A 22,788-nucleotide genomic window follows, 5' to 3' on the forward strand; every position below is an offset into this window, starting at 1 on the left:
TTTAGGGGAATGATTTTTTTAGATCTTGTCATCAATGTGCCACGTCAGTTCATTTGGAGGTTTCTATAGTGAGCTACTTTATTCGTCCCTACACTGAGAAGGACTTTGAACAAATCCAAACATTAAACGAGACAGGAGGCTGGACACAGCTCGTCGTACGTTCGGATGAGACGAGGCAGGCTTGGGACCATTCAAACGTGGCCTATGTCATCGAGGTCGACGGATTAATCGTCGCGTATGTCCGGGGGATGACCGACACGGCCGTGAGCCTGTACATCTGTGAACTGCTTGTCGCCGCCTCACATCGTCGACTCGGACTCGGGGAGCAACTTTTGACGTACGTGCATTCACGCTATCCGACGACACGCCTCGAGATGCTTGCGAGCGCCTCATCGCAGACGTACTATGAGAAATTGAACTTCCGTCCGTTTTACGGTTATCGTAAAACGATACATGAATAGGAGGAAAAATGATGAAACTTGCCATAGTCACCGGTGCCTCACGCGGCCTCGGCCGCGCCATTGCCGAAGAACTATCGAAACGGGATTACGAGGTCGTCAACTTCTCACGCACGCAAGGCGATGCCCCGTTCCGCCATGTGAGCGTCGACCTCTCCGATTCTGTGAGTCTACTCCACGCGCTCGAACAAATGCGTCCGCTCATCGAACGCGCCGATTCGCTCCTCGTCGTTCAAAACGCGGCGCTGATTGACCCGATTCATCAGGTCGGACAGTTAGACTCCAACCAATTGATGTCACACGTCCAAGCGAATTTGCTCGCACCGATGCTCCTCGCCAACCATGTGCTCCGTTATACGTTACCGGTCTCGTTCATTCACGTGACGTCGGGCGCCGCCAAACGGCCGATTTCTGGTTGGAGCGCGTATTGCGCGACGAAAGCCGGTCTCGATCACTTCACGGAGACACTCGCCCTCGAGCTGACCGACACGCACCACCGGGCCGCCTTGTTCAATCCGGGCGTGATGGACACATCGATGCAAGCGACGATTCGAGCCTCGTCAAAAGACGCTTTCCAAGATGTCGAACAGTTTCAGGCATACGTCGCGGAAGGCCGGCTCCGTTCTCCGGAAACCGTGGCCCGTGTCTTGATCGAGTATATGATTGATACGCCGTTTGAGAACGGGAAGACGTATTCGATTTACGACCTCGTCTAATTTTTAACCCGGGTCAAAATTCACCCACCCCTTCTGTTCTTAAGCGTCTACACTGAAGTCAGACAAAAGCAGAAAGGATGATGGTGTCATGAAGACGATTGCAGGAGGGTTATTGTTTTTCGGCTTATTCAGCCTTGTTCTCTCGTCCACGATGATTGGCGACACAGCTATCGTCGGCGCGTTGGTGAGCGGCGTGTCCATCCTCTCGAGCGTCGGACTATGGTTCGGTGCGACGGAAGTCGTGCGCATGCGCTCGGACGTCCGCTCCATGAAAAAAACGTCTTTCCCTACTGAATGAGGGAAAGACGTTTCAGGCTGTAGACAAATTACTTGTCTGCAGCTTTTTTGTTTAAAGCCATGATCTAAGCAAACTATAGAACCGCTTGAAATAGCGATTTTCTGCGATGGCGCTATTGAAGAAAACGACAAAGTCATGTTTCAGTTCAACTGAAACATGACTTTGTCTACACTCTGAAACGTCTTTCCCTACTGAATGAGGGAAAGACGTTTTCGATTCAATCTTCGTCTTCGTCATCGATGAAATCGTCGAAGTCGTATTCTTCAAAATCTTCTTCATCAATAAAAATATCACGGTCATTGACGACGTGAATCGGACCGTTGGCCACGTCGATTCGAATCGTCCATGCCCATGGAATGCGCAATCGGCTATATACGCCCGTCCAGAATTCCATCGATTCTTGTTCATATCGTTCGAATTCTGTGAGTAACTCTTTGAACGTCACGCCGGATAACTGAAAGTTTGAGTCTTGGATGCGTTGAAGCGCGTGATGCTTCGCTTCAAGCTCCGCCGCTCGGACCATCTCTTCGGCAGTCGCCATCTCGAGAATCGTACCATCGGGCGGTAGAATGTCGTATACGTTAAATAGTTCGCCTTCTACTTCTTCGTCAAACTCGTAGTCATCGTGCCGCATGCTACATTCCTCCTCACTCTAGTTGAATCTATTCCATTATACCATTCCACTCCACGTGAGAACGAAACATTTGTGTATATATTTTCTACGAACGGGAATCATAGTAGAGGATGAAACCTTACGATTCGAAAGGGGAAATGACGATGCATGACACGTTTCAAGCGCTCGTTTTAAACAGAGAAGAAAACCGGCTTCATGCCGAAGTGACCGAAGTGAAACGCGACGCACTACCGCGAGAAGAAGATGGGAACGTACTAGTCGAAGTCCATTACTCCGCGCTCAACTATAAAGATGCGCTCGGACTGACCGGAGCGGGGGCGATCATTAACGAGTTCCCGTTCATCCCGGGCTGTGAGTTCGTCGGAAAAGTCATCGAATCCGACCATCTCGATTTCAAAGCCGGCGACGAGGTCATCGCGACCGGTTTCGGTATCGGTGAACGACATTTCGGCGGTTTCAGCCAAGTTGCACAAGTTCCCGGAAATTGGTTGGTCAAACTGCCTAAAGGTATGGAAATGCGCGACGCCATCGCAATCGGGACACCTGGACTGACAGCGATGCTTTCAATCGATGCGCTCGAGTCCGCCGGCGTTCGACCAGGAGAAGAAGTACTCGTAACAGGTGCGACTGGAGGAGTTGGCAGTTTTTCAATCGTTTTACTTCATAAACTCGGCTATCACGTCATCGCATCGACAGGAAAAACAGACTCTCCCTACTTGTATGAACTTGGCGTCGACACGGTCATCGACCGGCATGAGCTCGAAGGACCGACGCGTCCTCTCGCTCGACAACGTTTCGATGCGGCGATCGATTCGATTGGTGGCAACACACTTGCAAATATTTTGAGTCAAGTCCGTTATGAAGGGGCAGTCGCAGCGTGTGGGCTTGTCGGCGGTTCCGATCTTCCGACCACTGTTTATCCGTTCATTTTACGAGGCGTCAAATTAATCGGTATTGATTCCGTCATGCAACCCATCGCACGACGTTTGAAGGCGTGGGAACGATTGAATGAACTACTCGATTCGAACGTCCTCAACCATATGATTCACGAGATCCCGCTTCATGACGTCCCTCGCCAAGCCGAGGCTATGATGCGCGGTGAACTGAGCGGCCGGACCGTTGTCCGCATCCATACCTAATCCAAACAGGGCTGAATCGATGGATTCAGCCCTGTTTCTGTATGCTTCAAGGAAAGGTTATAATGTGAAGCCGTTCGGCGCGTCTTTGACGACGACGATCACTTTCCCTTGGTCCAACTTCTTCTCAAGGCTATCCGCCTCGGTCGCTGAGAAACCAAGTTCCTCGAACTGGGCACGTAACTCGTCCCCTTTTTTACGGAACAAGTTTTTCGCTGCCGTTCCGAGACCGACGTCCGATGCCGATACCGTATTCGCGTCCGCATTGTCGGCGACTCGATCGGTCCGGTCATCGTCATGGGTGATGACGTAAATGTGCGACTCGTCGACCCCTTTTGCTTTCATCGATTGAATGGCGGTGACGACTTCTTCATCATTTGTGAACTCTTTGTACAAAACTGACATGTCTATTCTCCTCCTTCAATTGCGTTACAGTTAAAGGTATTTCCTGTTTTCATCGTTTCTACACATTAAAAAACGATGACAAGCGTCATCGTTTCGTCAAACGGCCGGTTCTTGGCCCTTCAATTTTTTCAGTTCATCCAACAAAATGTCAGATTCGTTGAACGGAATCGATTGCTTCCCGACACGTTCGATGTGGTCATGGCCTTTCCCGACGACGACGACTCGTTTGCCGTCGAGTCCTTGTAGCGCCGCATGTTTAAGGGCGTCTAACCGATTCTCAAACGTCACATGCGGTGTGTCCGCATCAATCCCCTCGAGCAAGCCATCGATAATCTGCGTAGGATTTTCTGAACGCACGTCGTGAACGGTCACAATCAAGCGGTCGGCGTAACGGCTCGCAACCCGACCCATCTCGGCCCGTTTCGTCGAGTCGCGATCGCCGGCCGCACTCAAGACGACGACCAATTCGCAATCGTCAGCTTGAAGCGTCGACAGACACTTTTCTAGCCCGTCCGGTGTATGTGCATAATCGATATAAATCTCTGCGTCCTCCGTGTCGAGACGCTCGAGACGACCTTTCGGAAGCGTGAGCCCCGGCACGTTGGCAATGATGGAACGGAGCATCAATTCAGACGTCGAGACGAGCCCGATCGCAGCAGCCAAGTTTGCCGCATTGAACGCTCCCATGAACTGAACGGGTACTTCAATCGTCATCGCGTTCACTTTGACACGCACCGTGTCATCGAGCCAAATGACTTGGATGTCGGCCGGTACGTTCGTGTGCGTACTGTACATGACGCGGCGTCTCGTTGGAGCGAACGACGCCATAATCGCACTCGCCTCGTCTTCCGCATTTAAGATGATCGCGTCACCGTTCGTCTGTTCGACTTGCTCGAACAAACGGGCTTTCGCTCGCGCGTATTCATCCATCGAACGATGGTAATCAAGGTGATCGTGCGTCAGGTTCGTGAACGCGGCCGCATGGAAGTGGACCCCTTCGACGCGCCCTTCCATCATCGCATGTGAGGATACTTCGACGACACAGTCGGTCACCCCGGCATCTGCCATCTCGGCCAAGAGCCGGTGCAAGACGACGGCTTCCGGTGTCGTATTCGGTGTTTCTAGCGTTTGGTCTTTATAGCGAGCCCCAATCGTGCTGACGATGCCGATCGGTCGTCCCGATAATCGAAACAAATCGTATGTGAGTGTCGCTGTTGTCGTCTTCCCGTTCGTTCCCGTCACGCCATAAATGCGCATCCGGTGCGACGGATGATCGTAAAACGCGCTCGCCACGATGCCGGCGGTCCTTTTCGTGTCAGCAACGACAATGTTTGGTACATCAAGTTCAAGCGGATATTCCGAGATGATGGCGCTCGCCCCTTTTGAGACGGCATCTTCAGCGAATTCATGACCATCCACCGTATAGCCGCGGATGCAAATAAATAAATTCCCTGGACTGACCTTCCTGGAATCCGTTTCAATTCCGGTCACCCATGGATCACATTCGATGTCATCCATCTCATTTCCTAGAATGGCGGATAAACGTTTCGTCCTCATGCTGTGTACTTCCTTTCTCATGGGTGTCACTAGGTTCGTAAACCTTATCGTCATGGTACTCGATTTTAGGCGTAATGGAGATGACAAATATATTACTTCCCTTTTTCATATGAAAACATACGTCAAACTAAAAAAATCCTAGCCCATGACGGGACTAGGAGGTTAATTCGCTATCGGTAAACTGAAGTCCTTGTTTGACGAGCGCACGCTCTAACACTTGTAGTACTTTCGGGCCGATACCATGCATCGCGGCGATTTCCGTCTTCGAATACGTCGCGAGTTGTTCGAGCGTGTCAATGTAAGCGGCAGCGAGCGCCCGTTCTGCCGGCGCTGGACATTTTGGGAGCGGTGTCATCCGATTTCCTCCTCTTTTCCATAAGCGCGTTCAATAATCGGGAGACAGGCGAGGACGCGTTCAACGTAAAACGTTCGACGGGCCCGTTTCCGTACATCCCAAGCAATGATTCGCTCGCCTTGTAACCTCAACAATTTGACTCGGCGCTTTGAAATCACCCCATGTCGATCGACATACATCAATTCTACCAATCGACCTAAACGCATATCACGTAACAACTCATCCTTCATCTGTTCTCCCTCCTTTACTTCTATTATACCGAACAAAAGTTCGTATTTCTAGTTTTAGGTGTGCACTTTGATGTTTTCGAGTATGCTGGGAATAACAGTTTTATACGAAAGGAGCGTTGTCGATGACGACGTATGTTATGCTCGCGCTCTTGGCGCTCGTCTTATTCATCTCTATGACGTTTGCGGCCAAGGCGTTACCGAATTTAAAAAATGTGTTATATAATCGCGGCAGCCTTTTCGGGGCGGACAGTGAGACCGTCACGTGCCCGAACTGCAAGAAAACGTTCAAGCGTTCCGGTAGCAACACCCAGACGTGTCCACACTGCTACCGTTCATTTTGAACCGATACCCGATCGCATCGAGCGTTCGGGTTTTTGAATGTGCTCAAATCGAGTTGTTATCGTTTACAGTCGATTCGAGACAGGGAATAGGTCCATTATTGCTATGTCCATTTCCAGGCCATGATGTGCCTTCAAAGGAGTTCACGATGTCATTCTTATCCGACCACGAATTGTTTGAACGAATCATTCAACGAGATACCTCTGCGTTCGAGCTCCTCTACGACCGATATGAGCGGGTTCTCTACTTAACCGCACTCCGTTTGACGAACCGGGCCGAATTGGCCGAAGCCGCATTGCTCGAGGTGTTGACCGACCTGTGGCGCGCCCCTCAAACATTTGATATTCAAACCACGTCGCTCCGACTCAGGCTGTTTGCTCGGGCCGAGACGGCTGCTCGCCAGTTGCTACAGAGCGCATGATCGTCAATCGAACTCACGTGTTAACACTTCTAAAATCCCGGCCGCATAAGATTTTTCCGTAACGCGTTGATGGGCTCGCTTCGCCTGCTCAGTCCCATTCCCGAGGACGTATCCGTTGCCGACCCGCTTCAACATCCCGAGATCGTTGCCGCTGTCCCCGAACGCGTAGGCGTCTTCGGCGCGAAACGAGAACCGTTCACATACATACTCGACCGCTGCCGTCTTTCCGGCACCTTCCGGGATGAAATCAATATCGAATGCCCCTTCTGGGTCTCCCGCGAGCGGGTTGCACCGGCTGATGTTTACCGCGATACCGGCCGTCTTTGCTTCGTCCCGAATTCGCTCGAGCGCGTCTTCCTCATGACCATGATAGTAATAGTTGTGCATCCAGTCGTTCAGGCCGACACTCGCTTGCGCTTCGAGTACGATCGTTTCGGATCGGACCGATTCAACGACATGTTGGACGCGTTCCAAGAAATCAGTCGGAAATAGCTGTCCAAATGCGGAATCTAGTTCGAGCGCCCCCTCATCCGTGACGTGATACAGCTCCGTCCCGAGGCTTGAAGCGATACGATGCGGCCAATAGCGCATCGAGGCTCGCATCGTCTTTTCAGCCAAGTCGGCGAACGAACTGCCGGTGACCCACATCGTCGAGAACCGTTCCGCGTGTTGTTCTAAAAAATCTTCGAGCCGACGGACGTCGGCTAATTGTTCTTCCGTGCACGCATGGGGGAAGTACGTCTCGTCAAAATCGAAACAGACGAGCGTCCGCCCTTCTCCGGTAAATCGTCTCATTCGTAATCCTCCTCCTTGTGTCGCCATACCCCATCTCGTATAGTAAAAGTACGAAAGGAATGAGCGACGTGAAAAATTGGGTAAGTCGTTACTACTGTCAGTATAGCGGAATCATGATCGGGTTCGGGCTCGTCTTCGCCTTTTTGCTCGGAATCCGGACCGCCTCATTTTGGCAACAATGGCTTTCGAACGGGCCCGCGCTCGCAGCGGGTCTCGGCACGGCATGTTTATTCAGCTTGTTCGCCTATATGCTTCTCAGCCACATCCAAGCGTCTCTGTACAAGCATCTAGGTGAGGCTACGACGTGTTCCCGTTGAACGCGTCGGTTACATAACGAACTGTTCACGAATTTGTCACCCGAAAAAGACATCCATTTCACCGTTTGATCCGTTAGATAACTACAAGGGACATCCCTTCTATAAAGGAGAACGCGATGACTGATTACGAACTATATGAGCGTGTCAGGCAAAAAGACAAACAAGCGCTCGAAACGTTATATGATCGTTACGAACGGATCCTGTATGCGTTCCTGATGCAATTGACACAGGACCGCGACCTCGCCGAGGAAGCGATGCAAGAAGTGTTCATCAAGCTGTGGCGCGGCGTCGGTGTCTATGACGAGACCAAAGGCCAGTTCCGTTCTTGGCTTTTCACGATGGGACGAAACGTCGCCATCGACTTGATTCGAAGACGAAAGCCGGACCTCCAGCTCGACGAATCTTACGCCGAGACGATTCCTTCGACCGAACGTTCGGTCGAGCGTGAGGTCGAGTGGCAAGAAGAACGGACGCAAATCGAGACGGCGATGGCCGAACTTCCGGCCGAGCAACAGCAAGTCGTCCGCCTCATGTATTTCCAAGGACTTAGCCAGCAAAAGATTGCGGATGCGTGCGGTATCCCGCTCGGCACCGTGAAAGGAAGGATTCGGTTGGCGTTGAAGCAGTTACGAAGACGATTATCCCCAGATTTAATCGATAAGGAGGTGGAACGATGAACGCTTGTGACCAATTGATTGATTACTTTAACCGACATTTGACAGAAGATGAACGAATCCGGTTCGAGGCACACCTCGCGACTTGTGAGACGTGCCAACAAGAACTCGAACAACTCGAGGCTCTCGTCGGCGGCGTCGCGTTCCTCTCCGAACCAGCAGAGCCGCCAAGCGGGATGAAGGCTCGAATCTTAAATCACGTCTTCGCCGAAGACGAGACATCGAAAGCGGTCGAACCGAAGACAGACAAACCGGCACCGGTAACGCCGTTCACCGCACCGAAAGAAAGGCGGAAAGCACCGTGGGGCGCGTTCGCCCTCGCCGCTGCCTTACTGTTATCGCTAATCGGGAACGGGTACTTGTTGCTCAATCAGACCGAACCGAGCGGAATCGCCTTGACCGAGACCGTCCCACTCGACGGGGAAGCCGACGGTGTGGCCTATCTCGCCGAACAAGACGGGACGCGACAGCTGATCGTTCAAACGAACGGGCTCACTCCGCTCGAGGCGAACGAAGTGTACCAAGTATGGCTCATAAAAGACGACTCCCCGATTCCGACCGGAGCGTTCGTCACCGATGACAAAGGCAACGGCACCGTCATCTATACGCTTGATGCGACGGAGGCCGAGATGGATTGGGACACGGTCGCCGTGACGAAAGAACCGGAGCGCGGCAACACGACGCCTGAAGGAGAGATTGTCTTACTCGCGAGCCTCTAATGTACAGACCGGGGACAAAAACGCATCAGGCGTGGATGTCTTTCGGTCTGTTTTTTCGTTATGATGAGACAAAGGAGTGATTGGATGCGAAAACCGAAAATCGGGGTCGTCGGTCTCGGCGGCATCGCCAAAAAAGCATACTTGCCGATTTTAACGAACAGCACAAGCTTTGAACTGATCGGCGCGTTCTCACCGACCGTCGCGAAGCGGGAGGCGATTTGCCGGGCTTATCGGATGGAGTCGTTCGCGGGACTGCCCGAACTCGCAACGTCCGTCGATGCGGCGTTCGTCCACAGTTCGACCGAGACACATTATGACGTCGTCTCTTATTTACTCGCCCGTGGCGTCGATGTATACGTCGATAAACCGCTCGCCGCGACGATGGACCAAGCCGAGCGACTCGTCGAGCTGGCCGAACGAAACAATCGCAAACTGATGGTCGGGTTCAATCGTCGTTTCGCCCCGATGTATCAGCAAGTCCGGGATGCAGGGCCGTTCGATTTGCTCGACTTTGTCAAACATCGGGGAAACGGCATTGGACGCGACTATACGTTCACGCTACTCGATGATTATTTGCACGTCGTCGACACGCTTCGATACTTCTCGACAGGTGACCTGCGCCTCGTGACGGGACACATCGAGACGACCGAAGCGAACGAACTGCACATGGCGCGACACGTCTGGCGAGACGACCACGGCCTACATACGACGGCGATGCATCGACACGCTGGAGCAAACCATGAAGGATTGAGCGCTGTCGCCGCAAACGCCCGGTTCACCGTCGACGAGATGGTCACGTTGAACCGCTTCACGAACGGGACCCAGACGACCGAGACGTTCGGGTCGTGGGACACGCTCCTCACCCAGCGCGGCTTCCAAGGCGCCATCGACCACTTCATCGAGGCGTTGTCCGAGGATACCCCTATTTTGACCGACGGCCGCGAAGCGCTTCTGACGCAACAGCTCGTCACCGACCTATTCAAACGCTGAATCCATGACAAACGGGACCTGTCGGCCAGGTCCCGTTTGTCATTGGATGTGTCGTTTATCCGGTTCAATTTGGCTAATGGCGCGTTTTTGTCGACGCTCGACGAGAGTCGACCACGTCACGGCCGTCACGATACAGGCGGCGCCGATGAAGAAATTGCGATCGAGTTGTTCATTCAAGACGAGCCAGCCGAGATAGCCGCCGACGAGCGGTTGAAAGAAGAAAAAGAGCGAACCGACGCTTGCGTCCATGAGTTCGATCCCTTTGTTCCAAAAGAAGAACGCCCCGGCCGTCGAGACGATCCCGACATAGAGCACACTGAGCCAAAGAGCCCCCGTCATCGTCGGCAACCCATGATCGATGACTTCCATGCCCATGAGCGGCGTCATCAACACGAACGCGATGCCAATCGCAAACGTCGTAATCGTCAGAGACGACAGTGTCGCCGACGCGATTTTGACGTAGATTGACATGAGCGCCCACGTGATGGCCGCCCCGACCAAAATCAAGCTACCGATAAAATACGTCCCCTCGACGTGCCAGCCGACGACGATAATGACCCCGACTGTCGCCAAGAGGAGCGATCCGACTTTCACCGGTGTCAACTTCTCTTTCAAAATCACACGGGCAAACAGCACCATGAACGCGGGCGTCGCAGCCGTGACGAGCGATCCCGTATGCGCGTCCGACAGTTTCGTCCCGATGAACTGAAACGAAATCGAGGCGACATAGCCGATGACTCCGACGAGCGCGATCCACTTCCAATCACCACGCCCGATCCGTTCTCTTCCGAACAGCCACCACGCGCACATCAACACGATGAAGGCCACGAAGTAGCGCATCCAAATGAGCGTGAACGGCTCGATAAAGCCGAGCGCATATTTACTGACGACGTACATGCCCCCCCAAATACTTGCGGCGAGTGTCAAACTGATGGCACCGAGCCACTCTTTACGCATCGTGTCCCTCCTCTCCTGATGCCTAAACAATACGACACCGCTTGATCATATTCCTGTTTTCTAGTTGTCCGATATGAAGAAATCGCTTACACTGAGGATAACGATGATTGAAGGGAGGGAGAAAGGTGAACTTTGTCGGACGTACGCATTGGTCAACAGAACATTTGTACATTTTGCGTGCGATTTTTCACGATGTCGCGTAATCACAGGACCCGTCTGTCCTTTTTTAGACATTGTTGAAATACGACAAAGCGCCTCTCCCTCTTGCCGAGCGCTTCTTTGCGCTCGGCTTTTTTGATAGGCCTCTACTTTAGGAGGAACGATTTATGTTAATCAAATTACAAAACATCCAAAAGCAATACGGCGGCCATGCCGTCTTAATCGATGCCAATCTTCATGTGAACGCCGGCGAACGAATCGGGCTCGTCGGACGGAACGGGAGCGGCAAGACGACACTTCTGCGTCTGATCGTCGGTGCTGATTCGCCAGACGAAGGAACGATTTACCGGAAACAGCGGTTGATGATTGGCTATTTGGCCCAAATCCCGTCCCATCCCGACAAGACCGGTCGAGACGTGCTCTATACCGCATTCGCCGAATTGACGCGACTCGGCGACGAGATGCGACAGCTTGAAGCAAATATGGCTTCAAGTGACGACATCGACGTGCTACTCGAGACGTACGGCGCCTTGCAGACCCGTTTCGAGAACAACGGCGGCTACCTCATCGAGTCGAAAGTGAACGCGATGATCGACGGGTTGCGCCTGACCCGCTTCGTCGACCGGCCGTTCGACACGCTTAGCGGCGGCGAACGGACCAAGGTCGGCCTCGCCTTGACATTGCTTCAAGAACCGGACCTACTCATCTTGGACGAGCCGACGAATCATCTCGACCTCGAGGCGATGGCTTGGCTTGAGACGTTTCTTTCAGACAGTCCGTCCACGCTCCTTCTCGTCTCGCACGACCGCGTGTTTTTGGATGCGGTCGCCACGCGCATCGTCGAGTGTGAGGACGGGGAATTGATGAGTTTTGACGGCAATTACAGCGCGTTCGTCGCCCAAAAAGAGAAACGACTGCTCGACCAATTCCACGCCTACACGGAGCAACAGAAGAAAATCAAGAAAATGAAAGAGACGATTCGTCAGCTTCGGCAGTGGGCGAACGAAGGACACCCCCCGAACGAGAAGTTTTACCGTCGGGCCAAGTCGATGGAGAAAGCGCTCGCCCGAATCGAGACGATCAAACGGCCACAACTCGAATCCATTCAGCCTGACATCCAGTTCATGGCGCATGGCCGGACCGGACGCGACGTCTTCGAGGCGACCGATGTGACGGTCCGTTTCGACCAGACCGTCTTCGAGCACGTCTCGTTCTACGCGGGCCATGGTGAACGCATCGCCATCGTCGGCCCGAACGGGAGCGGCAAGTCCACGCTCTTGAACGTGTTGCTCGGCCACATCGAACCGACCTCAGGCGAAGTGCGGCGAGCGGAACGCGCGAAAATCGGTTATTTATCCCAGCACGTCGATTTTGATCACTCGCATCGGCTCATCGAGGCGTTTCGCGACCGGATTCCCGTCGACGAAGGCAAAGCACGACAACTGCTCGCCCAATTTCTTTTCTACGGTGCGAGCGTGTTCAAACCGGTCAAGGATTTGAGCGGCGGCGAGAGGATGCGGCTCATGCTCGCCATCTTGATGCATGAAGAGATGAACGTGCTCGTCCTCGACGAACCGACGAACCATTTGGATATCGAAGCACGTGAGGCACTCGAAGAGGCGCTCGACCGTTTTAACGGGACACTCGTCGCCGTATCGCATGACCGCTACTTCTTGAATAAACTATTCCCAATCACGTACTGGCTCGACGGGACGACGTCACGTTTCCCGGGAAACGTGACGTACGCGCTCGAGAAGCGACGCGAGGCAATCTTGACGGTGACTCCGATGCCAAAACCAAAAGCACCTCCGAAGCAAAAAGTAGCGACACCTTCAAAAGACGTCTCGCGCGGAGAAGCGCGTTTGGCCGAGCTCGAGGCGCTTCATCAGTCGCTCGTTCTTGAAATGAATGACACGAACGATTTGAAACGATTGATGACGTTGCAACGACAAAGCGACGCCTTGCAAACTGAAATTGATTCATTGGTCTTAGAATTACTCGAATCCATGTAAACAAAAACGACGCCGGGCTTAGCGGCGTCGTTTCTGTTCGTACCATGATTGCGTGAGAAATCCGATTATCCCGACCGCGATCAAAACGTAGGGTAGGACCCGCGGCACTGCTGCCCCCTCCCCAATGGAGAGGAGGAGCAGACCGCTCGCGAACGTCCCGAGCCAATAGATTTTCGGCATTTTGTCACCTCCCGTAAAAATCGCTTGTAATTTGTCTGAATTTTCCGTAAAATATCATCTAATTCTATCTAAAGAAAGGAGACTCGCCAATGCCACGTCGTAATTGGAACAGCCTTGTCCGTTCTACCTTATTCGTCACCATCGCCCTCGCTGCTTTTTTATACGTACGTTATGACGCAGAAATCAAAGAACGAGAACACGCTTTGGAATCATACCTTGCCACTCATTATAACATTCCGGAACAGACCTACTCGCTTGACGGAGCACTCGGCTTTAGCGGGTACGTCTATGACGTCACGTTTCGCGACGAACCGGATGCCGACTATTCGTTCCGTGTGACGAAGGCGGTCGACGGTCACCGCATCGAGTTTAAAGCGGCGGCTGGTGCTTCCCCGTCACGTGTCTCCACGTTCACGCAATGAAAAAGCGCCACAGTCGTGGCGCTTACGGTGAGCGTTTCTAGTCGGTTGGACTTCCACCCGATCAAGTTGATCGACCGTCCCATAAGTGTTACGTCGTGCTAGAAAGCGATGCGATTCATGCAACGATTTCCGAGCAATCGTTCGTCTTTCTGACAAGGCGGCACATACAGAAGCACGGCTTCCGGTTGCCGATCAATCGTCAGTTCGACCTATGTGAACGAAATCTGTCACGAATCCCATCCGGCCCACCTCCGCCCGAGGAAACACCCCAACCATCCGACTCGTGTTCCCAAGAATCCTTTTCGTCTGCCCCTCACATCGCGTAAGGTCGGCGACAGGTAGCGACAGGGAACGGTTCGATGACCGGTTGTCCGAACAGGCTGTCTGTCGTTTGACCGGTTCACGCCTAGTCAAACGTCTCGAAAATTGTTTCATCCGTCGCCCCCTTTCAGTCTACTCTTTTGAATGAGGACTACACTAATACAATAGCCGTTTTTATGGCCTTCAAATCCGTGTTCACCATTTCTCCAAATCTCTGATCTACACGTACTCGTTCAGCGCGTACGCGACGCCATCGGCTTCAGCGTCTTTCGTAATATGGGTACTGATGTCTTTTAAAGCATCCACGGCATTTCCCATCGCGATGCACGTCTCCGCCACCTCGAACATCGAGACGTCGTTCAAATTATCGCCGATGGCCACGATGTGTTGTTTCGCGATATGATGATGTTCTGCCAACTGTTGAAGGGCCATCCCTTTACTCGCTTTCGGATGACCGATCTCAATTTTCGTCCAGCCTGCCGTTGTAATCAATATGTCGGTGCGTGGCTCATATAATTTCCGAAGTTTGTGGAGTTTACGACGATCGAACGAGTAGATGAACACTTTATACACTTCATCCGCCTCGAAATCGATGTCCTCGATCACATCGACGTACATTAAACCGAACTGTTCGTTTTGAATCTCGATTTCCCGCTCTCCCCATTCCCGCGTGAATGATTGATCGTGCGGGAGCACCTCGTCAAGCTCTCCTTTCAATAAATCCGTCCCCGAACGCAGCACTTTCACGCCGGTATTTGTATAAAACTCCACGTACGTGTCGTGCTCGTGGGCGATGTCCCATAGCTCTTGGACGACATGTTTCGGGAGCGAGTGATAGTAAATGCGTTCATTTTCATAAAAGGCGATCGCCCCATTCCCGGATAAAATCGGGCACGTCAAATTGCTCCGTTTTAAGATTTCTTCGATATCATGAATCGAGCGTCCCGACGAGATGGCGACTAAATCGCCTTGCGCTTGCCGCCGTCGAATCGCCTCCTGGTTTGCTTCCGTGATGATGCCTTTTCGCGACAATAACGTCCCATCCAAATCAATCGCAATTAACTTCATATCGGTCCCTCCTCTTAATACAGTCTTCTTCTTTATCATTCCCTCATTTGTCATCGCTCAACGTCCAGATTGCACAATCGATGAAAATCTCGTTTTCTGACATTACTTTTAGGGAATAGTAATGATGCCTACATAATCGTATTCATTTAGGAAGGAGATTTTATGAATCATACATCGAATAAGCCACGGCTGAATCGTGTGTTTTATATCTCGGCAAGTGGGATCGCCTTGCTCGTATTGTTCGGGGCCGTACGCCCGACGTTGTTCGCGGAAATCGCCGGCAACATATTCAGTTTCACGACACAGTCGTTCGGCTGGTTTTACTTGATGGCCGTCTTTTTCTTCGTCCTCTTTCTCGTCTTCCTCGCGTTCAGTAAATATGGAAAAATCCGTCTCGGCGCGGACAGCGACCGGCCGCAGTATCTGTTCTTCACTTGGATCGGGATGCTGTTCTCGGCCGGCTTCGGCGTCGGGCTCGTCTTTTGGGGCGTCGCCGAACCGATGAGCCACTTCTTCACACCCCCTTATGCGGACACCCAAGCGTTGACGGTCGAAAGCGCCCGTCTCGCCATGGCCTACTCGTTCTTCCACTGGGGAGTGAGCCAATGGTCCGTGTTCGCCATCGTCGGTCTGATCATCGCTTATTTCCAGTTCCGGAGAAACGCGGATGGCCTCATCTCGACGAGTTTGTCTCCTCTTTTGAAAGACCGCTCGTATACGCGGCCGCTCAATCAGACGATTGACATCTTTGCTGTCATCGCGACGGTCATGGGCGTCGCCACGTCGCTCGGTTTAGGGGTACTGCAAATCAACGGTGGGCTGAACAGCGTATTCGGTTTACCGAATACGGCGCTCGTTCAAGTATTGATCATCATCGTCTTGACCGCCCTGTTCTTGACGTCGACGACGACCGGCCTTGACCGCGGGATCAAATGGCTCAGTAACGTGAACTTAGCGACGGCACTCGTCCTAATGATTTTCGTCTTCTTTGCCGGTCCGACCGTCTTCATCCTCGAGACGTTCACGCTCGGATTCGGTGATTATTTGCAAAACTTTATCCGCTACAGCCTCCGGCTCCAACCGTATCAACAAGGAACGTGGGTCCGGGACTGGACGATTTTCTACTGGGCGTGGGCCATCGCCTGGTCACCGTTCGTCGGGGCGTTCGTCGCCCGCGTCTCGCGTGGTCGCACCATCCGTGAGTTCATCGTCGGCGTTCTCGTCGTGCCTCCGGCCATTGCGCTTCTATGGATCGCGGTATTCGGCGGGACGGCGCTCCACCTTGATTTGTTCGAGGGGACGTCGATTGCCCAAGCGGTCGATGCGGACGTCACGAGCGCCTTGTTCGTCACGTTCGCCGAGTTGCCGTTGTCGTTCCTTTTGTCCGTTTTGTCCATCCTGCTCATATTGACATTTTTAATCACGTCCGCCGACTCAGCGACGTATATCATCAGCAGTATGACGACGAATGGCAGCTTGAACCCGCCTCTCGCCGTTCGCATCGTCTGGGGTGTATTGCTTGGCGGCATCGCGGCCGTCCTGCTCATCGCAAGCGGCCTCGAAGGATTACAGACCGCCTCTCTCATTTCGGCGTTGCCGTTCACCATCATCCTCATTCTGATGGTGTACACGTTGTTCAGCCTGTTGCGGAAAGAGAACCTAAAAAAAGTGAAATAATTGAACGTCTCGCTTCTGACATTTAGAAGCGAGACTTTTTTTGACTATATTATTGTTCATTTTGACAAATATCATTGTCATTTTGATTATTATCATTTACAATTTAATGAATCGAGGTGATTCAAATGAAAACAAGGTTAAAAGAATTACGTGCTCGTTTTGGTATCAATCAAACCGAGTTGGCAAAGCGGGCACGCATCTCACGTCAAACCGTCAGTTTAATCGAACGAGAAGAGTTTATGCCGTCCTTATTGATTGCGGTTAAAATCGCACGAGTATTTAATGAGCCCATAGAAGAAGTATTTCAGTTTGACGAGGAGGAACTTCAATGAAATCATGGTTCAAATTTGGTCTGCAAATGTTTTTAGGCGGACTCGTCGGCTACACGTTTATGTACGTATATTTGAACAACGAAATCATTCAAATCGATTTGACAAATCTTGTCTTACCTTTCACATGGCTTCTGTTGCTGTTGCTACTCGGATTGACCGCTTGGGGAGCTAGCCGTGTGCAACGGATTCGCCGTCTGACGAAACAACCATTGACCGGCGATGAAGAAGATGAGGCGGAAGGTTACATGTATCAGGCTTATAGCGACGGTTCACTCGCATCGACGTTGACGGTCATCCTCAGTCTCACTTCAGCTAGCTTTATTTTATTGACGGGTCAATCGCTTGCGTTTCTCATCGCGATTTTACTTTCACTTGTGGCCGGTATTGTTCTCTCTTATTCACTAAACAGGCTGTTAGCCGTGATGTACCCAGAACGTGCCCTCCCAAAATTATCCGACCCGGATTATGCACAACGATTACTCGACCTGTCCGATGACGGGGAAAAACACGTCATGTTGCAAGGCTTATACAAGACGAACCTTTCAACGACTTCGCTTATGACGCTTGCGATTATTTTGTTGCTTGTCTATTCGGTCCTAACAGGAGATTCACAACTCTTTTCAATTTTCGTCGTTTCCTTGATCATGGTGTTCACGAATATTCAATATATCCGAATCATCCGCTCCAAAAATTGACGCTTCCTTTCCGGTTTGCTACGCTTTTGTCAGAATTGCATGACGAATTTTAGGGGGATGAGTATGCTACAAGATTTCACACGGTCATACGCCGAGACGCTCGACAAAAGCGATGCTCTGGCACGCTATCGGGAAGAGTTTTATTTGCCGCAAGACGGGATTTATATGGACGGGAACTCGCTCGGGCTGTTATCGAAACGGGCCGAGCAGACGCTTCTCGAGTCGCTTCAAGACTGGAAAGAGCTCGGGATTGACGGGTGGATGTCGGGACGTCATCCGTGGTTCAACTTATCGGAAGAACTTGCCGGTTTGAACGCACCGCTCATCGGGGCACGAGCGGAAGAAGTCATGGTGACGGGATCGACGACGGTCAACTTGCATCAGCTCGTCGCCTCGTTCTATAAGCCAGAAGGTAAGAAAACAAAGATTTTAGCGGATACACTCACGTTCCCATCGGACATCTATGCGCTGAAGAGTCAACTTGAATTGCGCGGATTAAACCCAGAGGACCACCTCGTTCAAGTCGAGAGTCCGGACGGCCGTTATTTGCGTGAAGACGACATCATCGCCGCGATGACGGATGAGATCGCCCTCATCGTCTTGCCGACGGTGCTCTATCGGAGCGGACAAATTTTAGATATGGCCCGTCTCGCCAAAGCGGCCCATGAACGCGATATCTTAATCGGCTTCGACGCCTGTCATTCCGTCGGGGCCATCCCGCACGCCTTCCACGATTGGGGGGTCGACTTTGCGTACTGGTGCAACTATAAACACTTGAACGGCGGCCCGGGGAGCGTCGGCGGCTTATTCGTCCACGAGCGCCACTTCGGGACGACACCCGGCCTCGCAGGCTGGTTCGGTTCGCGTAAAGACAAGCAGTTCGATATGGACCACACGATGACGCCGGCCGACCATGCCGGAGCGTTTCAAATCGGGACGCCACACGTTTTGAGCCTCGCTCCTCAACTCGGGGCGCTCGAGATGTTCAACGAAGTCGGGATGGAGGCGATTCGTGAAAAATCACTCGCCTTGACGACGTATCTGATGGATCTCGTCGAGACCGTACTCGCACCTTACGGGTTCGTGCTCGGCAGTCCGCGTGACGAAGCAGCCCGCGGCGCCCACCTCAGTCTCGAGCATCCGGAGGCGGCCCGCATCTGCAAGGCGCTCAAACAACACCGGGTCATCCCGGACTTCCGGGCCCCAAATATCATCCGGTTCGCACCGGTCGCCTTATATAATACGTTCACGGACGTATATGACGTCGTTCAAATCTTGAAGACGATCATGGATGACAAAGAGTATGAAGCGTTCGCGAACGTCCGCGAAGTCGTGGCGTGAGGAGGAAACAAGATGAGTGAACGCATTGAACATAACGTCGAACAGACGATTCAAACTGACTTTTCTAAGGACATGTCTTATGGAGACTATTTGCAGCTCGATCCGATTCTATCGAGTCAGCACCGTCTATCGGACCACCATGACGAGATGCTCTTCATCATCATCCACCAGACGAGCGAACTATGGATGAAACTGATTTTACACGAGTTGACGGCTGCGACGACGGCCATCGCGAACGAAGAGTTCGAACGCTCGTTCAAGATGCTCGCCCGCGTATCAAAGATTCAACAACAACTCATCCAGTCATGGAGCGTGCTCGCCACGCTCACACCGGCCGAGTATCTCGAGTTTCGGGACAAGCTCGGTTCTTCGTCCGGTTTCCAGTCATATCAAAACCGGCAAATCGAGTTCGCACTCGGATTCAAGAATGCCCGCACGCTCAGCGTCTACGCCCATGACGAGGCGTTGTATCCGCTTTTAGAGGCGTCGGGTCTTATCAAGAGTAAACTATTAAAAATCCATTAAAATCAATACTTTCACTTTGAGAACATGTATTTAAAGTAAATAACAATTAAAGCCTGTATCTTAGTTATCACTTGAGATACAGGCTTTTTATTTATTCGTTCATATAATTAAACAGTTTGCCTAAAAAATCATCGCTAATGGTTAATTGATACTGTTTTTCAACGAGATTTCGAAGTTCCATAACGAGAAGCAAAGAGTTCTTATAGGCTTCATATAGTTCTAATTCATTTAATCGGGCAGTAGTCTTTTTAAACTTTTCATAGTTTTCAGGACTAATTTCTTTTTCAAGATTCTTTGTCATATTAAACCAATTATCGGCATTTTCTTCCGCAATTCGAATGAGTTGTAGTATATTTTTTTGTAATTGAGATAAAAGTTCCAGTGAACGTGCATTTTCCCCTCTTTTAAGAACATTAATCCCCATTAACCATAGGTTGGAAAAATTATTCAATAAAAAATTTACGTTTTCTTCTGTAAGTCTATTTGGTCCCGGACCTTCCAACTCTGATAAATACAATTCTAGTTGTCCTGTTTCATCATAAATAAACATTGCTTTTGTGTCAGGAATGTAGCCTGATTCTTTGAATGAAGGAATAATATTCATTTCGTTTTCGGAAAGGAAATGAAATTCACCACGTATTAGATTTTCAAAAATTACTACTTCCGTACCGTACTCATTTTGATAGAGTAAAGTGTAGGAAGCGACTTCATTTAGCCATTTTGCTGAATCAAAGGTGGAAATTGTATCATCTTTTAGAAAAACGTAATATTCTATATCAGAGTATTGATCTCCCTCTCCTTTTGTAAAAGAGCCATACATCATACAAGCAGATATTCGTTCATCTGACTGGACAAGTTCCTTAACCCTTGCCATTAGTTCCTTTTGTTTTAACAATTCGATTCCTTCTTTCTTTATTTTGATTCAGGGAGAAATAAAAAATCCTCCCAAATAATGTTGGAAGGATTAGTCATGTCACTTTTTAAGGACTCAAATAAAACTATTTAGCCTTTTTAGCTATTCAGTCTTACATTTATTTAGTATCTGGAAAAATGGGCAGACTAATCCTAAGTTTTTAAACTGAAATATACTATTTCATTTGTTAAAAATTAGATTAGTTCTTCATTGTCCACCCATCTCTCCTTTCGATTAATAGTATATTAATTTTAACACTTCAAAGTTCAAAGCACAAGTTGGTGAAACTCATAGATTAACTATTCTCTAATGTACAAATCTCCGTATAATTTTTGGATCTGGTTCCTTAATCTTATATTTTCCTCTTCTAATTCCTTTACTCTTGTTTTTAAGGTTTTAATAAGGACTTCTTCAGAACGGGAGCTTTTCTTGGGTTTTGATATTACATTTTCTGTTTTTTGCTGTTTTCGGAGAGATTCAATCCTTTGCCTAATATCATGTTCCTTATAAAGCCATGATTTAGAAACATTAGCTTCCTTTGCAACTGTGTTAAAATTAATAGTCTTACCTTCAAGCGATAGTTTAGAGATAACCTTGTCTACATTTTCTCTAGTCCGCCTGGACTTTTGCTTTGCCAAACGCACAATTTCCTCTGTATTTCGTACCTGTTTAACCATCTAACTAATCCCCTTCAGGCTGCCAATTATTTGCTCTAGTCGCTCTTTAACACGGTTATTAGTCTCTATTTGCCTTTGCCATTGCTTTTCCTTAGCGACTGCCAATAACTCCTCAGTACGATTTAACTGTTCCTCATGCTGCGATAAAAACTGCTTACTTGTACAAAAATGAGTACAATCTAAACAAGCATTGGCGTGTGGACAAGAACCTGCTATTACTGGTAATCGGCAATAACCATTTGGAAGAACTTGTGCATTAATATTTTTCTTGAACCATTGAAGATCAACATCATCGACTTCATTGTCATTATCTAACTCAATTATATCTCCATTATTAGTTACCAGTTTTTATTTCTTTCTATTTTCAATAGTTACAAATTGTTTCACTAAATTAAAGTAATAAAGCGTTCTCTAATTTCACAAGAGGACGCTTTATTCTTCCCAAAAATTGTTCAATATTTATCAATAAATCAGTAGTTTTAAAAGTAAGCACCTGTTATTGCAATAAAATTAGCCTAATTGAGAGAAGTTTCTATAGAATTTTTCATATACTTAACGAGTGCTTTCACCTTTGAATATAGTCCTTCCCACTTATCATCACACTCTCCCCGATAGCCTTTTCTAGCTATATCCAGTAAAGTTACATGCTCTTTAGGTAAAAGAGGTATAGCCCATTCTGCAGCGACATCTTTCGAGGTAATTTCACCAGTAGTCACTGTTTGCCACATTCGAGCTAGGGTTAAAATTACATTACGCTCATCACCTTTTATCCCCTCAATTAGTTCTGGCAAAGAATCCTTAATTGCTCTTCGAATATCTGTCAAAGGTACGGAGACAAGTATACTTGAAGAATCAGGACCAAATAGAGAAATACTATTCTTTCTTGCTTGTGCTAAAACAATAGCCAAATCAGGATCATAGCTTGGTTCCTGAATTTGTCCATTCTCAAATTCACCCCTGAGCCACTCACCGTATATAAATTCTCTTTTTGGAGGATATTGCCAAGGGACAACTTCACTCCTATTTATAACCGTAACTTCAAGTGGTCTAACAGAATCCGTATTTCCAATCTTTCCTGATATAGTCATTAGTCTTTCTGTTAGTTTTTTTCGAGTTAATTGAGGTAAACTATGATTCACGACGACTAGAACATCTACATCGCTGTTAATGCGTAAACCACCATTTACTGCTGAACCAAATAGATATACTCCAACTATTGAACTTCCAAATAAATCTTTTACGATTTTTAATGTTTGAATCGCTTGATTTGGTATTTTTCCGTTAATCAAATTGCTCATGATTTCACCTCGTTGATTATGTTCATATAAAGTTTATATTGATACTCAATTTACTTACCCTAGATTGGACATATACTTAAATTACAGATTATACGAGCAGGAAAGCCCATACCGGGCATAGCCCGCCTTTAGGCATGGGATGAACGTGAGTTCGGATGTGAAAAACA

At 49.8% G+C, this 22,788-nt stretch carries 28 protein-coding genes and 2 pseudogenes; 17 read left to right on the plus strand and 13 right to left on the minus strand.

All coding sequences use genetic code 11. The features are described from left to right. Window positions 1–68 precede the first annotated feature (68 nt). The 3 genes from KNP76_RS07485 (at window position 69) to KNP76_RS07495 (ending at window position 1,472) form a co-directional block, all read left to right on the plus strand. Entirely contained in the window at window positions 69–461 is a 393-nt protein-coding gene (locus KNP76_RS07485) for a GNAT family N-acetyltransferase (protein WP_371816177.1), read from the plus strand. 11 nt (window positions 462–472) lie between these two features. After that, entirely contained in the window at window positions 473–1,174 is a 702-nt protein-coding gene (locus KNP76_RS07490) for an SDR family NAD(P)-dependent oxidoreductase (protein ID WP_214843879.1), read from the plus strand. An 88-nt stretch (window positions 1,175–1,262) separates the two neighbouring features. Next, on the plus strand, window positions 1,263–1,472 hold the full coding sequence (locus KNP76_RS07495; protein WP_034807692.1) for a hypothetical protein: 210 nt from the start codon (window positions 1,263–1,265) through the stop codon (window positions 1,470–1,472). A 217-nt stretch (window positions 1,473–1,689) separates the two neighbouring features. Here KNP76_RS07495 and KNP76_RS07500 read toward each other — a convergent pair whose 3' ends face one another. After that, window positions 1,690–2,106 carry a hypothetical protein gene (locus tag KNP76_RS07500; RefSeq protein WP_214843880.1) on the minus strand — a complete coding sequence of 139 codons (417 nt, stop codon included), beginning with the start codon at window positions 2,104–2,106 and terminating at the stop codon, window positions 1,690–1,692. A gap of 143 nt (window positions 2,107–2,249) precedes the next feature. Between KNP76_RS07500 and KNP76_RS07505 the strand changes: the two genes are divergently transcribed. Beyond that, window positions 2,250–3,245, plus strand: a complete 996-nt coding sequence (locus KNP76_RS07505) for an MDR family oxidoreductase (RefSeq protein WP_214843882.1) — start codon at window positions 2,250–2,252, stop codon at window positions 3,243–3,245. A gap of 57 nt (window positions 3,246–3,302) precedes the next feature. Here the strand turns inward: KNP76_RS07505 and KNP76_RS07510 are convergent, their stop codons facing one another. The 4 genes from KNP76_RS07510 to KNP76_RS07525 all read right to left on the minus strand — a co-directional run bounded on the left by KNP76_RS07510 (window position 3,303) and on the right by KNP76_RS07525 (window position 5,789). Beyond that, complete coding sequence (locus tag KNP76_RS07510; protein WP_034807698.1) at window positions 3,303–3,647, minus strand: YflT domain-containing protein; 345 nt, start codon at window positions 3,645–3,647, stop codon at window positions 3,303–3,305. Between the two features lie 96 nt (window positions 3,648–3,743). Beyond that, window positions 3,744–5,204 (minus strand): UDP-N-acetylmuramoyl-L-alanyl-D-glutamate--2,6-diaminopimelate ligase, encoded by a 1,461-nt coding sequence (locus KNP76_RS07515; protein ID WP_034807700.1) that lies wholly within the window; start codon window positions 5,202–5,204, stop codon window positions 3,744–3,746. A gap of 154 nt (window positions 5,205–5,358) precedes the next feature. After that, a complete protein-coding gene (locus tag KNP76_RS07520; protein ID WP_034807701.1) occupies window positions 5,359–5,559 on the minus strand; it encodes a helix-hairpin-helix domain-containing protein in 201 nt (66 codons plus the stop codon). Then, window positions 5,556–5,789 carry a hypothetical protein gene (locus KNP76_RS07525; protein ID WP_034807703.1) on the minus strand — a complete coding sequence of 78 codons (234 nt, stop codon included), beginning with the start codon at window positions 5,787–5,789 and terminating at the stop codon, window positions 5,556–5,558. Before KNP76_RS07525 ends, KNP76_RS07520 begins: the two co-directional genes overlap by 4 nt. A 122-nt stretch (window positions 5,790–5,911) precedes the next feature. Between KNP76_RS07525 and KNP76_RS07530 the strand changes: the two genes are divergently transcribed. Further along, window positions 5,912–6,130: a hypothetical protein gene (locus tag KNP76_RS07530; RefSeq protein WP_235193433.1), complete on the plus strand. Its 219-nt coding sequence runs from the start codon at window positions 5,912–5,914 to the stop codon at window positions 6,128–6,130. Between the two features lie 146 nt (window positions 6,131–6,276). Then, window positions 6,277–6,549 carry a hypothetical protein gene (locus KNP76_RS07535; RefSeq protein WP_214843884.1) on the plus strand — a complete coding sequence of 91 codons (273 nt, stop codon included), beginning with the start codon at window positions 6,277–6,279 and terminating at the stop codon, window positions 6,547–6,549. 3 nt (window positions 6,550–6,552) lie between these two features. On the opposite strand, the gene KNP76_RS07540 is transcribed toward KNP76_RS07535, so the two are convergent. Continuing rightward, window positions 6,553–7,344 (minus strand): HAD-IIB family hydrolase, encoded by a 792-nt coding sequence (locus tag KNP76_RS07540; protein WP_214843886.1) that lies wholly within the window; start codon window positions 7,342–7,344, stop codon window positions 6,553–6,555. 68 nt (window positions 7,345–7,412) lie between these two features. Here KNP76_RS07540 and KNP76_RS07545 point away from each other — a divergent pair, with 68 nt between their 5' ends. The 4 genes from KNP76_RS07545 to KNP76_RS07560 all read left to right on the plus strand — a co-directional run bounded on the left by KNP76_RS07545 (window position 7,413) and on the right by KNP76_RS07560 (window position 10,044). Further along, the gene (locus tag KNP76_RS07545) at window positions 7,413–7,661 is read left to right on the plus strand and encodes a hypothetical protein (protein WP_034816108.1); all 249 of its coding nucleotides are present in this window, start codon (window positions 7,413–7,415) and stop codon (window positions 7,659–7,661) included. Between the two features lie 116 nt (window positions 7,662–7,777). Then, a complete protein-coding gene (locus KNP76_RS07550) occupies window positions 7,778–8,338 on the plus strand; it encodes an RNA polymerase sigma factor (RefSeq protein WP_034816110.1) in 561 nt (186 codons plus the stop codon). Next, entirely contained in the window at window positions 8,335–9,054 is a 720-nt protein-coding gene (locus KNP76_RS07555) for an anti-sigma factor (RefSeq protein WP_214843888.1), read from the plus strand. The genes KNP76_RS07550 and KNP76_RS07555 overlap by 4 nt, the downstream gene beginning before the upstream one ends. A gap of 84 nt (window positions 9,055–9,138) precedes the next feature. After that, complete coding sequence (locus tag KNP76_RS07560) at window positions 9,139–10,044, plus strand: Gfo/Idh/MocA family protein (RefSeq protein WP_214843894.1); 906 nt, start codon at window positions 9,139–9,141, stop codon at window positions 10,042–10,044. A 39-nt stretch (window positions 10,045–10,083) separates the two neighbouring features. On the opposite strand, the gene KNP76_RS07565 is transcribed toward KNP76_RS07560, so the two are convergent. Continuing rightward, window positions 10,084–11,001, minus strand: a complete 918-nt coding sequence (locus tag KNP76_RS07565; RefSeq protein WP_034807714.1) for a DMT family transporter — start codon at window positions 10,999–11,001, stop codon at window positions 10,084–10,086. Window positions 11,002–11,327: 326 nt separating this feature from the next. Here KNP76_RS07565 and abc-f point away from each other — a divergent pair, with 326 nt between their 5' ends. Next, window positions 11,328–13,172, plus strand: coding sequence for a ribosomal protection-like ABC-F family protein (gene abc-f / locus KNP76_RS07570; RefSeq protein ID WP_214843896.1), 1,845 nt, complete (start codon window positions 11,328–11,330; stop codon window positions 13,170–13,172). 18 nt (window positions 13,173–13,190) lie between these two features. Here abc-f and KNP76_RS07575 read toward each other — a convergent pair whose 3' ends face one another. Further along, window positions 13,191–13,352, minus strand: a complete 162-nt coding sequence (locus KNP76_RS07575; RefSeq protein WP_034807717.1) for a hypothetical protein — start codon at window positions 13,350–13,352, stop codon at window positions 13,191–13,193. Window positions 13,353–13,441: 89 nt separating this feature from the next. Between KNP76_RS07575 and KNP76_RS07580 the strand changes: the two genes are divergently transcribed. Continuing rightward, window positions 13,442–13,774: a hypothetical protein gene (locus KNP76_RS07580; protein ID WP_214843898.1), complete on the plus strand. Its 333-nt coding sequence runs from the start codon at window positions 13,442–13,444 to the stop codon at window positions 13,772–13,774. Window positions 13,775–14,314: 540 nt separating this feature from the next. Here the strand turns inward: KNP76_RS07580 and KNP76_RS07585 are convergent. Further along, window positions 14,315–15,163: a Cof-type HAD-IIB family hydrolase gene (locus tag KNP76_RS07585; RefSeq protein ID WP_214843900.1), complete on the minus strand. Its 849-nt coding sequence runs from the start codon at window positions 15,161–15,163 to the stop codon at window positions 14,315–14,317. A 162-nt stretch (window positions 15,164–15,325) separates the two neighbouring features. Between KNP76_RS07585 and KNP76_RS07590 the strand changes: the two genes are divergently transcribed. The 5 genes and pseudogenes from KNP76_RS07590 to KNP76_RS07610 form a co-directional block, all read left to right on the plus strand. Further along, entirely contained in the window at window positions 15,326–16,840 is a 1,515-nt protein-coding gene (locus KNP76_RS07590) for a BCCT family transporter (RefSeq protein ID WP_214843902.1), read from the plus strand. Window positions 16,841–16,965: 125 nt separating this feature from the next. After that, a complete protein-coding gene (locus KNP76_RS07595; RefSeq protein WP_024371245.1) occupies window positions 16,966–17,172 on the plus strand; it encodes a helix-turn-helix transcriptional regulator in 207 nt (68 codons plus the stop codon). Continuing rightward, a complete protein-coding gene (locus KNP76_RS07600; RefSeq protein ID WP_214843904.1) occupies window positions 17,169–17,867 on the plus strand; it encodes a DUF3169 family protein in 699 nt (232 codons plus the stop codon). The genes KNP76_RS07595 and KNP76_RS07600 overlap by 4 nt, the downstream gene beginning before the upstream one ends. 63 nt (window positions 17,868–17,930) lie before the next feature. Continuing rightward, window positions 17,931–19,208 carry a kynureninase gene (gene kynU, locus KNP76_RS07605; RefSeq protein WP_214843906.1) on the plus strand — a complete coding sequence of 426 codons (1,278 nt, stop codon included), beginning with the start codon at window positions 17,931–17,933 and terminating at the stop codon, window positions 19,206–19,208. A gap of 12 nt (window positions 19,209–19,220) precedes the next feature. Beyond that, window positions 19,221–19,691, plus strand: a pseudogene (locus tag KNP76_RS07610) (tryptophan 2,3-dioxygenase); the annotation flags it as partial. A gap of 133 nt (window positions 19,692–19,824) precedes the next feature. On the opposite strand, the gene lnu(G) reads toward KNP76_RS07610, so the two are convergent. The 4 genes and pseudogenes from lnu(G) to KNP76_RS07630 all read right to left on the minus strand — a co-directional run bounded on the left by lnu(G) (window position 19,825) and on the right by KNP76_RS07630 (window position 22,621). After that, window positions 19,825–20,628 (minus strand): lincosamide nucleotidyltransferase Lnu(G), encoded by an 804-nt coding sequence (gene lnu(G), locus KNP76_RS07615; RefSeq protein ID WP_002333496.1) that lies wholly within the window; start codon window positions 20,626–20,628, stop codon window positions 19,825–19,827. Window positions 20,629–20,945: 317 nt separating this feature from the next. Then, on the minus strand, window positions 20,946–21,323 hold the full coding sequence (locus tag KNP76_RS07620) for a DUF6262 family protein (protein ID WP_002333497.1): 378 nt from the start codon (window positions 21,321–21,323) through the stop codon (window positions 20,946–20,948). After that, window positions 21,324–21,671: pseudogene (locus KNP76_RS07625) on the minus strand (transposase); the annotation flags it as partial. It abuts the gene before it with no gap. A 167-nt stretch (window positions 21,672–21,838) separates the two neighbouring features. Then, the gene (locus tag KNP76_RS07630) at window positions 21,839–22,621 is read right to left on the minus strand and encodes an aminoglycoside nucleotidyltransferase ANT(9)-Ia (protein ID WP_000067268.1); all 783 of its coding nucleotides are present in this window, start codon (window positions 22,619–22,621) and stop codon (window positions 21,839–21,841) included. Window positions 22,622–22,788: the final 167 nt, after the last annotated feature.

The sequence above is a fragment of the Exiguobacterium sp. s150 genome (assembly GCF_018618435.1).
Lineage (GTDB): Bacteria > Bacillota > Bacilli > Exiguobacteriales > Exiguobacteriaceae > Exiguobacterium > Exiguobacterium alkaliphilum.